The 13,085-nt window shown below is 64.8% G+C and carries 12 protein-coding genes; 7 read left to right on the top strand and 5 right to left on the bottom strand.

What is annotated here, in order from left to right; all coding sequences use genetic code 11:
• Positions 1 to 14: 14 nt before the first annotated feature.
• On the bottom strand, positions 15 to 218 hold the full coding sequence (locus C8J25_RS14320; RefSeq protein ID WP_107954988.1) for a hypervirulence associated TUDOR domain-containing protein: 204 nt from the start codon (positions 216 to 218) through the stop codon (positions 15 to 17).
• Between the two features lie 119 nt (positions 219 to 337).
• Between C8J25_RS14320 and C8J25_RS14315 the strand changes: the two genes are divergently transcribed.
• Genes C8J25_RS14315 through fghA form a run of 3 tightly spaced genes read left to right on the top strand, consistent with a single transcriptional unit; the run spans position 338 to position 2,671 of the window.
• Positions 338 to 1,444, top strand: a complete 1,107-nt coding sequence (locus C8J25_RS14315; protein WP_107954987.1) for an S-(hydroxymethyl)glutathione dehydrogenase/class III alcohol dehydrogenase — start codon at positions 338 to 340, stop codon at positions 1,442 to 1,444.
• 10 nt (positions 1,445 to 1,454) lie between these two features.
• Complete coding sequence (locus C8J25_RS14310; protein ID WP_107954986.1) at positions 1,455 to 1,838, top strand: VOC family protein; 384 nt, start codon at positions 1,455 to 1,457, stop codon at positions 1,836 to 1,838.
• Positions 1,838 to 2,671, top strand: coding sequence for an S-formylglutathione hydrolase (fghA, locus tag C8J25_RS14305; protein ID WP_107954985.1), 834 nt, complete (start codon positions 1,838 to 1,840; stop codon positions 2,669 to 2,671). The genes C8J25_RS14310 and fghA overlap by 1 nt, the downstream gene beginning before the upstream one ends.
• A gap of 416 nt (positions 2,672 to 3,087) precedes the next feature.
• On the opposite strand, the gene C8J25_RS14300 is transcribed toward fghA, so the two are convergent.
• Positions 3,088 to 6,147: a TonB-dependent receptor domain-containing protein gene (locus C8J25_RS14300; protein WP_107954984.1), complete on the bottom strand. Its 3,060-nt coding sequence runs from the start codon at positions 6,145 to 6,147 to the stop codon at positions 3,088 to 3,090.
• 203 nt (positions 6,148 to 6,350) lie between these two features.
• Between C8J25_RS14300 and folE the strand changes: the two genes are divergently transcribed.
• The 4 genes from folE (at position 6,351) to C8J25_RS14280 (ending at position 9,006) form a co-directional block, all read left to right on the top strand.
• On the top strand, positions 6,351 to 6,989 hold the full coding sequence (gene folE, locus C8J25_RS14295) for a GTP cyclohydrolase I FolE (RefSeq protein ID WP_107955063.1): 639 nt from the start codon (positions 6,351 to 6,353) through the stop codon (positions 6,987 to 6,989).
• The gene (locus tag C8J25_RS14290) at positions 6,989 to 7,747 is read left to right on the top strand and encodes an SDR family oxidoreductase (protein WP_107954983.1); all 759 of its coding nucleotides are present in this window, start codon (positions 6,989 to 6,991) and stop codon (positions 7,745 to 7,747) included. The genes folE and C8J25_RS14290 overlap by 1 nt, the downstream gene beginning before the upstream one ends.
• On the top strand, positions 7,740 to 8,096 hold the full coding sequence (locus C8J25_RS14285) for a dihydroneopterin aldolase (protein ID WP_107954982.1): 357 nt from the start codon (positions 7,740 to 7,742) through the stop codon (positions 8,094 to 8,096). The genes C8J25_RS14290 and C8J25_RS14285 overlap by 8 nt, the downstream gene beginning before the upstream one ends.
• A 232-nt stretch (positions 8,097 to 8,328) precedes the next feature.
• Positions 8,329 to 9,006, top strand: coding sequence for a type 1 glutamine amidotransferase domain-containing protein (locus tag C8J25_RS14280; RefSeq protein WP_107954981.1), 678 nt, complete (start codon positions 8,329 to 8,331; stop codon positions 9,004 to 9,006).
• Positions 9,007 to 9,050: 44 nt separating this feature from the next.
• Here C8J25_RS14280 and leuA read toward each other — a convergent pair whose 3' ends face one another.
• From leuA to ilvC, 3 genes are all read right to left on the bottom strand, one after another.
• On the bottom strand, positions 9,051 to 10,709 hold the full coding sequence (gene leuA, locus C8J25_RS14275; protein WP_107954980.1) for a 2-isopropylmalate synthase: 1,659 nt from the start codon (positions 10,707 to 10,709) through the stop codon (positions 9,051 to 9,053).
• A 193-nt stretch (positions 10,710 to 10,902) separates the two neighbouring features.
• Positions 10,903 to 11,508 carry a YceI family protein gene (locus C8J25_RS14270; RefSeq protein WP_107954979.1) on the bottom strand — a complete coding sequence of 202 codons (606 nt, stop codon included), beginning with the start codon at positions 11,506 to 11,508 and terminating at the stop codon, positions 10,903 to 10,905.
• 483 nt (positions 11,509 to 11,991) lie between these two features.
• Positions 11,992 to 13,011 (bottom strand): ketol-acid reductoisomerase, encoded by a 1,020-nt coding sequence (gene ilvC, locus C8J25_RS14265; RefSeq protein ID WP_093397093.1) that lies wholly within the window; start codon positions 13,009 to 13,011, stop codon positions 11,992 to 11,994.
• Between the last annotated feature and the right edge of the window lie 74 nt (positions 13,012 to 13,085).

Raw genomic sequence — 13,085 nt, 5'->3', positions numbered from 1 at the left:
CACTGCGCGCGTGGTCACGCCTTGGTGAGCGCGTCCGCCTTGTGCGCTGCCTTGCCGCCCTTGTCACTCCTTACGATGAACTGCGGCTCCTCCTCGGACGCCTTGACGGTGTGGCCCTTGATCTTCGTATCGGTGGTCTGCTTCTTCTCGACCGTGCCGTGCGCTTCGCCGCCGTGCGATTTCCAGGTGACCTCGTCGCCCTTCTTCGGATCCTTCATCGCGCCATCTCCTTGATTTGAAAGGATCAAGCGCGGCAACGTGGCATTGGTTGCATCGCGTATGGGTTGCAGACGCAGGGCACGGGGGCCATCAGGGCGGCAATCAAGGAGACCCACCCATGAAGACCCGCGCCGCTGTTGCCTTCGAGGCAAAAAAACCGCTCGAGATCGTCGAACTCGACCTCGAAGGACCAAAATTCGGCGAAGTGCTCGTCGAAATCATGGCGACGGGCATCTGCCATACCGACGCGTACACGCTCGACGGGCTTGATTCGGAAGGGTTGTTTCCCAGCGTGCTTGGCCATGAGGGTGCCGGCATCGTCCGCGAGATCGGCGCAGGCGTGACCAGCGTCGCGGTCGGCGATCACGTCATCCCGCTCTACACGCCCGAATGCCGCCAGTGTAAGTCTTGCCTCAGCCAGAAGACCAACCTGTGTACCGCGATCCGCGCGACGCAAGGGAAAGGGCTGATGCCCGACGGCACGACGCGGTTCAGCTACAAGGGGCAGCCGATCTTCCACTACATGGGCTGCTCGACCTTCTCGAACTTCACCGTCCTGCCGGAGATCGCGGTCGCGAAGATCCGCGAGGACGCGCCGTTCGACACCTCCTGCTATGTCGGTTGCGGCGTGACGACGGGTGTCGGCGCGGTCGTGCATACGGCTAAGGTCCAGCCGGGCGACACGGTCGTCGTGTTCGGGCTCGGCGGGATCGGGTTGAACGTGATCCAAGGTGCGCGGCTTGCCGGCGCGGGGATGATCGTCGGCGTCGACATCAACCCGGATCGCGAGGAATGGGGGCGTCGCTTCGGCATGACGCACTTCGCCAACCCGAAGGATGTGGGCGATATCGTCCAGCACATCGTCGCGCTGACCGATGGCGGCGCGGACTACACCTTCGACGCGACCGGCAACACGACAGTGATGCGCCAAGCGCTCGAGGCATGCCATCGCGGCTGGGGCACTTCGATCGTGATCGGCGTGGCCGAGGCGGGCAAGGAGATTTCGACGCGGCCGTTCCAGCTCGTCACCGGGCGCAACTGGCGCGGCACCGCGTTCGGCGGCGCGCGCGGGCGGACCGATACGCCGAAGATCGTCGACTGGTACATGAACGGGATGATCGAGATCGACCCGATGATCACGCACCGCCTGACGCTCGACGAGATCAACAAGGGCTTCGACCTGATGCACGCCGGCGAGAGCATCCGCTCCGTCGTGATCTACTGAGGACGCGCGGATGTTCAGCCATATCATGCTCGGCGCCGACGATATCGCGGCATCGAAGGCGTTCTACGACGCGGCTTTGGTGGCGCTCGGCGTGCCCGAGGGCGTCGTCGATGAATGGGGGCGGGTGGTCTACGCGCACGCCGGCGGGCGTTTCCTGCTGACGAGGCCGATCGACGGGCAGCCGGCGAGCCACGGCAACGGCAGCACGATGGGCTTCGTAGCCGCATCGCCCGAGGCCGCCGATGCGTGGCACGCCGCGGGTCTCGCGCATGGCGGCACCGCCTGCGAGAACCCTCCGGGTATCCGCCAGGGTACGGCGGGTCGCACGCTGTATCTGGCCTATCTGCGCGATCCGTCGGGCAACAAGCTTTGCGCATTGCACCGGGTCGCGTGATGGAGACCGTCTCCACCAGCAAGGCGTATGGCGGCACGCAGGGCGTGTATCGCCACGCCTCGACTGCGACCGGCACGGACATGACCTTCGCGGTGTACGTGCCGCCGCACGACGCCGGCGCACGGTTGCCGGTGCTGTGGTTCCTGTCGGGCCTGACCTGCACGCACGCCAACGTCATGGACAAGGGCGAGTATCGGCGCGCGTGTGCCGAACTGGGCGTGATCCTGGTCGCGCCGGATACGTCGCCCCGCGGCGACGATGTGCCGGACGATGACGCGTACGACTTCGGCAAGGGTGCAGGCTTCTACGTCGATGCGATCGAGGAGCCTTGGGCGAAGAATTTTCGGATGCGGTCCTATGTCGAGGACGAACTCTCCGCCCTGATCGCGGCGGAGTTTTCGATGGCGGACATGGCGCGGCAGGGGATCTTTGGCCACTCGATGGGCGGTCATGGTGCGCTGACGATCGCGCTGCGCAATCCCGATCGCTTCCGGAGCGTGTCGGCCTTCGCCCCGATCGTCGCGCCGTTGCAGTGCCCATGGGGCGAGAAGGCGCTCGGCGGGTATCTCGGGCCGGAACGGACGGCGTGGCGAGCGTACGACGCGTGCGCGCTGATCGAAGATGGCGCGCGGGTGGAGGACATCCTGGTCGATCAGGGCGAAGCCGATGGCTTCCTGGTCGAACAGTTGAAGCCCGAGTTGCTGGCAGACGCGTGCAAGGCGGCGGGGATCGACCTGACGCTACGCATGCAGCCTGGGTATGACCACAGCTACAACTTCATTTCGACCTTTATGGCGGACCATGTGGCGTGGCACGCCAAGCGCCTGAAGTGATCGTCTCTCCTCTCCGATGAGGAGGGGGATCTGCCTCCTTCCCCCTCTCCCTGAAAGGGAGGGGCCGGGGGTGGGTAGGCTGCCTGGTAAACGCCGCGGCCAATCCAGACCGACCCACCCCCAACCCCTCCCTTTCAGGGAGGGGAGCAAGTCGGGGGCTAGCTCCTTCAAAGCAGTACGACTCCGTAGTCGTGCGGCACCTTGCCCCAGGTTCTCCCGTGAAGGCGGAATCTTGGCTTGGGTCCCCGCCCTTGCGAGAAGGGAGGGCGCCTTGAAATCCTCCCCCGCAAGGGGGAGGTGGCTGGCTCTTGCCAGACGGAGGGGGAGGCACGCGCCCACCGCTGCTCCGTGTCCTTCCCCTCCGTCACCTTCGGCGCCACCACCCCCTGGCGGGGGAGGGTCGTTTGCGTCGTCGCTTAGAACTTGAACCCGGCCGCGATGCCATACCGCCGCGGGTCGATCGTGAAGATATTCGTGAACAGCCCCGACGACTGGTCGCCGACCGCCTGACCCGTAATCGAGTCATTGTTCGTCAAATTCTGCACGAAGCCGCGCAGGAACCAGCGGTCTTCGGCGCCGTTTAGTTGCACCTGCGCATTGATCACCTCATAGCCCTGCACGCGGTCGACCAGCTGGTTGAAGATCGAGGCTGTGAAGCCGCCGGTGTAGTTGAGGTCCACGCGCGGCACGAACGACATGCCGCTGCCGAACGCGATGGTGTACTGCGCGCCTGCCGAGAATTTGTAGGTCGGTGCCTGGGGCAGCTTGCCGCCGCGGATGTTGACGCCGACGCCGTCGATGACGCTGTACGGCAGAGCACCGGTCGGCACGCCGAACAGCGCGCGCAGCGCCGCCGGAGGATTGGCCGCGGTCGAGGCGAGAACCGAGCAGAGGCTGTAAGCGCCGGTGGTGTTGGTCGTCGGGATCGCCACGGGTGCGCGCAGGCCGAGACCTGAGTTCACCGCGCCGACATAGGTGTTCACCCCGACGATATTGCCCGCGGTGGTCGGCACGACCGCACAGTTGGCGGCGCTCTGCAGGTCCTTGATGATCACCGCGTCCGAGCGGCCGCCCGACGGATCGCGCGGATTGACCAGGAACTTGTCCGCCGACACCTCGCTGTGGAGGTAGCTCGCGTTCATGTTGACGACGAACGCCGGGATCGGGCTGAGGATCGCTTCCGCCTCGACGCCGTAGACATGGGCGTCGACATTGTCGTTGACCGCGGTCCGTGCGACGATCCGGCTCAGCTGCAACTGCTTGTACTTGTAGTAGAAGCCCGTGACGTTGAGCCGCAGCGCGCCGTTGCCGAAGGTGTTCTTCGAGCCGATCTCGAACGAGTCGATCTTCTCGGGCGTAAAGGTCGTCGGCACCGAGAAGGTCGCGGGCAAGGGCGGATTGATGCCGCCCGACTTGTAGCCGCGCGAATAGGACGCGTAGATCAGATTGTCCGGCGAGATCTTGTAGTCGATCACTGCACGCCCCGTCAGCCGCGAAAAGCTCACCTTGTCGAGCGCATATTCCTGCACCCCGGTGCGCGTGGAGTCGAAGTCGGTGGTGGTGTAGTTCAGCCCCTGCGTCATGTTCGACGCGCCGATCGGGGTGAGCACGTTCAGCGTGATGTTGCGCGCCTTCACGTCCTTCTCGTCGTGGTTGTAGCGCAGGCCGAGCGTCAGCTTCAGCTTGTCGTTGAACTCGAAATAGGTCTCGCCGAAGATGCCGTAGGATTTCAGGCGGAAGTCGTCGCCGTCGTTGCGGTAGAACGGCGTGGCGAGGAACGCGTTGCCGTTGACGCCCGGGATTGCCGCCGAGCTGGCCGCGCCGAGCACGCCCGATGCGTAATCCAGCCCGAACGCGTTGACGAAATAGTCGGTGTTCTGGCTGCGCGAGTCGACATAGATGCCGCCGAGCAGGAAGTTGAACATGCCGTCGAACGAGCTGTCGATATGCGCCTCGGCCGAATATTGCCGGTTCACCTGGCGCGAGCGATCGACGTCGAGGCTCTGCGCGTAACAGCCGATGCCGTTGCCGCCGAACACGCCGACATTGTTCGTATCGGCACCCGACTGGCACGCGCCGCCGGCCGGGCCGTTGGGGATCAGCACGGAACGGACGCCATTGAGATAGCCGGTATTGACCAGCGCACCGCCGGGCAGCGGGATCACCACGCCGGGGCGGCCGATCGCGTTCAGCGTGTTCAGGCCGACATTGGTCGCGAGGGGGTTCTCGACCGCGAGGTTGAAGTCGGTCGTGCTGTCGACCGTGTTGCGCGAGAACCCGCCGGTGAAGTTGAACGAGACCGGACCGAAATCATGGAAGATCTTGGCGGTGTACTGCTCTTCCTCGGCGAAGTAGGTCGGGTTGGAGTCGATCCGGACGGTGCGGACGTCGCCGGGATTGACGACCCCGGCATAGGTGTCGGTCGCATACAGGTTCTGCAGGCCGATCGCGGCAATCTCGGGATGCCCGAGCTGCGTACCGGCAATCCCGAAATACTGTGTCGAGGCCAGCGTCGCGGCCAGCGTCGAGTTGCCGTTCGGCGTTTCGTTCGCGAGCCGATCGGGAAGGCAGCCCAGGATGCCGGTCGGATCACGGTGGCAGAGCTGCTTCTGGATACGGCTGCGGTTGTCCTTCTCGCGGAAATAATAGCCGATCAGATCGACGCGGGTATCGCTGGTCGGCTCCCACGACAACGTGCCGCGGATCGAATACAGGTCGCGCCCGTCGATCTTCGAATTGTCATACGTGTTCTTGGTATAGCCGTCGCGGTTGAGATACGTGCCCGCGACGCGGATGCCGAGCGTGTCGGTGAAGGGCAGGTTGATCATCGCGCGCGCGCGCTTCGAATCATAGTTGCCGTACTCGGCCTCGGCGGCGGCGTGGATCCCCGACAGGTCCGGCTTGGCGGTGATGAAGTTCACCACGCCCGACGTCGCGTTGCGGCCGAACAGCGTACCCTGCGGACCGCGCAGGACCTCGATCCGCTCGAGATCGAAGAACTCGCTTTCGAACAGTCGCGTGGTGACCAGCGGCATGTCGTTGACGTGGATCGCGGTCGCCTGGTCGCAGGTCGCGCCGACGCACAGATCGCCGATCCCGCGGATCGTGAAGCTCGACGTGGTGAAATTGGTCTTGGTGAAGGTGACGTTGGGCAGCGTCTGCTGGAGCGCACTCGGGTTGACGATCTGCTGCTTCGAGATCGTGTCCGCGGTAAAAGCGCTCACTGCAATCGGAACATCCTGCAAACGTTGCGATTGGCGTTGCGCGGTAACCACGATATCCTGCGACGCATAGGCACTTGCCGAGGTATCGGCGGGGGTGGTCTGCGTCGATGTGCCGGGCGTCGACGGCGCTTCCTGCCCGGGGCCGTTGGTGGGGCCGGCATTTCCAGCCGATGTGGTGGCCGTCTGGGCCATTGCCGGCGCAATCGACAGGAGTATCATCGCCGAGGCGGCGAGCAATTCGAACTTGGCCATGTCAGTCCTCTCCCCGATCGTGCCGGTCTGTGCCGATTCACGATTTAGTTTTTCAGGTATGGCGAAGTAACGACGAAAACGATCTAGCGTCAACGCATTTTGAGCCCCGGAATACGGGGATTTACGGCGCGTTGCTGAAATGAAACAGTTGCAAAAGAGGACCCATGTTCCGATGTTTGGGTATGCTGACAAAGGGTGTTGCGATGCGGGATGAACTGAACGGGTCCGAGGAGCGGCTGGTTGAAGACGATGTGCTGGGTCCCGACGGCAAGGTGATTGTGCCAGAAGACGTAGCGTCGGCGATCCGTACGTTGATCCGCTGGGCGGGCGACGATCCGACCCGTGAGGGCCTGCTCGACACGCCGCGTCGTGTTGCACGTGCGTGGAAGGAATATTGCGCCGGCTATGGCGACGATCCGGCGAAACACCTCGAACGCGTGTTCGAGGAAGTCGGCGGCTATGACGAGATCGTCCTGCTGAAGGACATCCCGTTCCAGTCGCATTGCGAGCATCACATGGCGCCGATCATCGGCAAGGCGCACATCGCGTACCTGCCGCGCGACCACGTCGTCGGCATTTCGAAGCTTGCGCGCGTGCTGCACGGGTTCGCGCGGCGGTTGCAGGTGCAGGAGCGGCTGACCGCGGAAGTGGCCGACTGCATCTGGGACAACCTCAAGCCGCAGGGCGTCGCGGTGGTGATCGAGGCGAGCCATGCCTGCATGACCGCGCGCGGTGTCCGCACGCCTGGGGTGACGATGGTCACGAGCCGGATGATGGGCGTGTTCCGCGACGACGAACGCAGCCGCAAGGAAGTGCTGGCCTTGATGGGTCGCGGCGCCTGATGCGGACCGTGCTGGTCACGGGCGGTGCGAAGCGGCTGGGTGCGGCGATCGTCCGGCGGCTGGCTGCCGACGGGCATGCCGTGGTCGTGCATCAGGGACATTCCCCCGACGAGGCGGCGGCACTTGTGGAGGAGATCGTCGACGGGGGAGGGCGTGCTGCTTCGGTAGCGGGCGACCTGAGCGATCTGGGCACGATCGGTGACCTGTTCGCAGCGGCACGGACTGCGATCGGTAGGCCGATCGACGGGCTGGTGAACTGCGCGTCGAAGTTCGAATTCGATCGACCGCCGACCGTCGATCCAATACTGTTCGCCGAGCTTGGCGCGGTCAATTGCGGCGCGCCGGTGCTGCTGGCGTCCGCGCTGGCGTCGCAGGACGACGTCGCGGACGGCGCGGTGGTCAATGTGCTCGACCAGAAGGTGGCCAACCTCAACCCGGACTTCTTCTCGTACAGCTGCGGCAAGATCGCGCTGGAGGGGGCGACGACGATGCTCGCACAGGCGCTCGGCCCGCACATCTCGGTCAACGCAGTGTCGCCGGGATTGACCCTTCCGAGCGGAGACCAGACCGAAGAAGAGTTCGCGGCGGTGGCGAGCGACAATTTGCTGAAGCGACCGGTCGGCGCCGAGGCGGTCGCGGATGCGGTCGCGTGGCTGCTGTCCGCAAAAGGCGTGACGGGGCAGAATGTGTTCGTCGATTGCGGACAACGGTTTCTGACGCGAGACGGCGACGTGATGTTTGAGGGACGACATGGCTGAGTTCACGACGATCCTCGACGGACTCGAGGTGATGATGCGGCTGGGCATCCACCCGCACGAAGTCGCGCCACAACGCGTGGTCGTCTCGGTCGAGATGACCGTCGTGTATCCGGGGCCGCTCGACGAGGATGCGATCGGGGAAGTGCTCGATTACGACTTCGTCCGCGCAGGCATCCTGGCGATGGTAGCGAACCGCCCGTTCGCGCTGCAGGAAACGCTATGCGAAGCGATCGCCGCATTGTGCCTAGCGGACGAACGGGTGCGGCGGGTCGAGATCGAGACGATGAAGACCGACGTCTACCCGGACGCCGCGATCGGCTGCCGCATCGTGCGGGAGCGACGGATCTAGCGGGAGATCGATCCAGCGTTTGGGAAAGACTTGTTTCCCCGCGAAGGCGGGGATCCAGACTGGGCTCCCGCCTTCGCGGGAGAACAAGTAGGGCATGCCTCCGTATGATTGCCGACCGGTCCTGCTCAGGGCGATAGTCCCACGTTCGGGCGCAATCCGTTTCACATGCGTGAGGCGCCGATCCTAGTGCCGGGTCGTTCTCTCCCCGTAATCCCCGATCCGGAGACCAAAGTTGAAAATTCTCGTCGTCCTCACCTCGCATGCCGACCTCGGCGATACCGGCCGCAAGACCGGCTTCTGGCTCGAGGAACTCGCCGCGCCCTATTACGTGTTCAAGGATGCGGGTGCCGACATCACGCTCGCATCGCCGGCGGGTGGCCAGCCACCGCTCGATCCCAGCAGCGCCAAGCCCGACGCACAGACCGACGCGACACGCCGGTTCGAGGCGGATGCCGAGGCGACCGCCGCACTCGCCGATACGCGCAAACTCTCCGAGATGCGCATCAATGACTATGACGCGGTGTTCTATCCCGGTGGGCACGGGCCGCTCTGGGATCTCGCCAACGATCCGGCATCGATCGCTTTGATCGAGACCGCGATCGGCGCAGGCAAGCCAGTCGCTCTCGTCTGCCACGCACCCGGCGTGCTGCGCGACGTGAAGGCCGCCGATGGCGCGCCGCTGGTGAAGGGCAAGACCGTCACCGGCTTCACTAATACCGAAGAGGCCGCGGTCGGGCTCAGCGATGTCGTGCCGTTCCTGGTCGAGGACATGCTGCAACAGCAGGGCGGCAACTATTCGAAGACCGCCGACTGGGGCGTGTACGTGGTCGAGGACGGCCTGCTGATCACCGGCCAGAACCCCGCCTCGTCGGCAAAGGCGGCACAGGCGTTGCTGGCGAAGCTGGCGTAAGGAGAAACGGCCACCGGTTCAGCCGGTGGCCGTCTTTCATAAGGTCAGGCGCGGTTGGCGGCGCTCAGGACCGCACGCACCGAGGCAGTCGCGATGTCGGTATCCATGCCGACGCCGAACACCGTCCGACCCTCGGCAGTCCGGCATTCGACATACGCCGCCGCCTGCGCATCCGCCCCGTGGCCGATCGCGTGCTCGTTGTAGTCGACCACGTCCAAAGTCGGCCCAGTCGACTTCGCGATCGCCGCGATCACGCCCGAGATCAGCCCGTTGCCACGCCCGGAGATCGACCGCTCCTCGCCATCGATCGCCACGCGGCCGATGAACACGCGCTGCCCCGAGGCACCGCTTTCCTCGTAATCGCGCAACTCCACCCGGTCGTCGGCCTGCGGCATGTAGGTCCGCTCGAACAGGCTCCAGATATCTGCCGCGTTCAGCTCGCGACTGGTTTCGTCTGCATAGGCCTGCACATGCCGGCTGAAGTCAGCCTGCAAGCGCTTGGGCAGCTTCAGCCCCTTGTCCTGCTCGATCACCCAGGCGACGCCGCCCTTGCCGGATTGCGAGTTTACGCGGATCACCGCCTCGTAGCTGCGACCGAGATCCGCGGGGTCGATCGGGAGATAGGGCACCTCCCACAGCGTGTCGTTCTTCGCCTCCTGCGCCGCGAAGCCCTTCTTGATCGCGTCCTGATGCGACCCCGAGAATGCAGTGAAGACCAGGTCGCCGGCATAGGGTGTGCGTGGGTGGACGGGGATGTTGGTACAGTAATTGACCGTGTTCACGACGCCGTCGATGTCCGACAGGTCGAGCTTCGGATCGACGCCTTGCGTGTACATGTTGAGCGCGACGGTCACGAGATCGCAATTGCCGGTGCGCTCGCCATTGCCGAGCAGGCATCCCTCGACACGGTCCGCGCCGGCCATCATGCCGAGCTCCGCCGCCGCGACGCCGGTGCCGCGGTCGTTGTGCGTGTGGAGCGAGATCGCCACCGCATCGCGGTTGCGGATGTGCCGCCCGAACCATTCGATCTGGTCGGCATATATGTTCGGCGTCGCGCACTCGACGGTCGCGGGCAGGTTGAAGATGATCGGGTTCTCAGGGCTGGGCATGAGGACGTCCATCACCGACTCGCAGACCTCGAGGCTGAAATCGAGTTCCGCGGTCGAGAAGGTCTCCGGCGAATATTCGAACTGCCAACGGACGTTCGGCTGCTTGGCGGCTTCGTCGCGCAGCACCTTGGCGCCGTCGATCGCGATCTGCTTCACCTGCGCGCGGTCCATCCCGAACACGATCTTGCGCCATGCCGGCGATACGGCGTTGTACAGGTGCACGATCGCCGTCTTCGCGCCGACCAAGCTGGCAAAGCTCGTCTCGATCAGATCGCGACGTGACTGGGTCAGCACCTGGATCGATACGTCGTCGGGTATGCGGCCGGTCTTCACGAGGCCGGAGATAAAGTCGAATTCGGTCGCACCCGCACTCGGGAAACCAACCTCGATCTCCTTCAAGCCGACCTTGCAGAGCAGGTCGAAGAAGCGCGTCTTCTTCTCCGCATCCATCGGGTCGATCAGCGCCTGGTTGCCGTCGCGCAGGTCGGTGGAGAGCCAGCGGGGCGGCTTGACGATGGTCTTCGACGGCCATTGGCGGTCGGGCAGGTCGACTTGCGGGAAGGGTCGGTATTTGGTCGATGGGTCGCGCAGCATGGCTCGTATCTCTCGTGTCGTCGGGAGCGTTCGGGTCAGCCCTTAGGCGCGAGGCACGGGGCATGGCCACCGCGCAAACGATCGGCGCGCCTAAGGGCGCGTAAGTCGAAGCAGCGGGAGGCGGCCATGCGTCATTGCGACTTCCTATCGCGCGGACACAGTCCGTGTCCAGCGCGATAGAAATTTTGATAGATTATTGCGCCGAGAACGCGGCGTTGATGGTCAGGTCGACCTTGTCCGACACGACCGGCGCGTAGGCGCCGATATTGAAGTCGCTACGCTTGATCGAGGTCGTCGCGCGGAAGCCAAAGTTGAGCTTCTTGTTCATCGGGTTCGCGCCGGCGCCGATGAAGGTCGCCTGGAGTACGACCGGCTTGGTGACGCCCTTGAGCGTGAGGTCGCCGGTGATCGTCGCCTTGTCGCCGGTCGCAACGACCTTGGTCGAGACGAACTTGGCGGTCGGGTAGGTTGCGGCGTCGAAGAAGTCCTTCGACTTCAGATGGCCCGCGAACGGCGCGGCGGTGACCGAAAGCTGGTCGATCGCGAAATTCACTTCGACCTTGGTCGCGTTCGGCTTGGCGGGATCGATGGTGATGCTGCCGCCCGATGCGCCGAGCTGCCCTTCGAGCATGGAGAAGCCCATGTGGTTGACCGCCCACGTGACCTGTGTGTGGTTCGGATCGACCGCGTAGGTGCCGGCGGTCACGCGTGCCTTGACGGGGGCGCCGGGGACGCCTGCGGTCTGGGCCAGTACTGGCGCGGCGGTGAGGGCGAGGATCGTGGCTAGGACTAGGCGCATGCGGGGTCTCCTGTTTGACGCGCGATGCTGGCCGAGCGGAGGGGGCGCGTCAAACGACGTTATGCCAACGCTGTGTTTCGGAATTGGGTCGGTGGGGCGCGCGCTCGCGGTGGAGTGCACCGCCAGCTCTCGTTCCCCCGCGGACGCGGGGGCCCAGCTAAACCACGATCACCGCCCGAGACCCTGGACCCCGCGTTCGCGAGGGAACAGGGGAGGAGTGATCGACGCTTCCCCCAAAACGCCACCACCCCGGCGAAGGCCGGGGCCCAGTTGGAAAGGTCGAGGTAACGGAGCGTTGTCGTCCGTTAGCAACGTCCCCCAACTGGGCCCCGGCCTTCGCCGGGGTGGTAGGGTAGCGGCAGGCTTCACGCTGACCTCAGCACGTTCCCCACGCCAGCCCGTCGGACCCGGCGAAGCCGTGCCTTATGGGCAGGCTCCGTCGTGCCGGCCGCGCTCACGCGCTGTCGCGCGCTCGCGTTCGCGTCAGTTCTTGGCCTTATCAACGAGAGCATTCTTCCCGATCCAAGGCATCATCCCACGCAACTCCGACCCGATCTTCTCGATCGGATGCGCCAGCGCCTGCTTCCGCGCCGCCTTCAGTTCAGGCTGCCCCGCACGGTTGTCGAGGATGAAGTTCTTCACGAACCGGCCCGACTGGATATCCGCCAGCACGCGCTTCATCTCGGCCTTGGTCTCCGCCGTGATGATCCGCGGACCCGTAGTAATGTCGCCATACTCGGCCGTATTCGAGATCGAGTAGCGCATGTTGGCGATGCCGCCCTCGTACAGCAGGTCGACGATCAGCTTGGTCTCGTGGAGGCACTCGAAATACGCCATCTCGGGCGCGTAACCGGCTTCGACCAGCGTCTCGAACCCGGCCTGGATCAGGTGGGTGATGCCGCCGCACAGCACGGCCTGCTCGCCGAACAGGTCGGTCTCGCATTCCTCGCGGAAGTTGGTCTCGATGATCCCCGAGCGACCGCCGCCGACGCCCGATGCATAGGCGAGCGCGATGTCATGCGCGTTGCCCGACTTGTCCTGGTCGATCGCGATCAGGCAGGGAACGCCGCCGCCGCGGACATACTCGCTGCGCACGGTGTGGCCGGGACCCTTGGGCGCGATCATGATGACGTCGAGGTCGGCGCGCGGCTCGATCAGGCCGAAATGCACGTTGAGGCCGTGGGCGAACGCAATCGTCGCGCCCTGCTTGAGGTTGTCGTGCAGGTCGGCAGCGTAGATCGCCGCCTGATGCTCGTCGGGCGCGAGGATCATGACGATGTCGGCCCAGGCTGCGGCTTCCTTGTTCGACTTGACCGCGAAGCCCGCCTCGATCGCCTTCTTGGCGGTGGCCGAGCCTTCGCGCAGCGCGATCGCGACGTCCTTGACGCCCGAATCACGGAGGTTCTGCGCGTGCGCATGGCCCTGCGAACCATAGCCGACGATCGCGATCTTCTTGTCGGTGATAAGGTTCAGGTCGGCGTCGCGATCGTAATAGACACGCATTGGATGGTCCTTTCGATAAGGTGTGTACCTCCGCGAAGGCGGAGGTCCAGGCTGGGCTCCCGCCTTCGCGGGAG

This window comes from Sphingomonas faeni (assembly GCF_003053745.1).
Classification (GTDB): domain Bacteria; phylum Pseudomonadota; class Alphaproteobacteria; order Sphingomonadales; family Sphingomonadaceae; genus Sphingomonas; species Sphingomonas faeni.
Note: the sequence above shows the minus strand (reverse complement) of the source record. Positions and strands in the feature narration are given on the sequence as shown.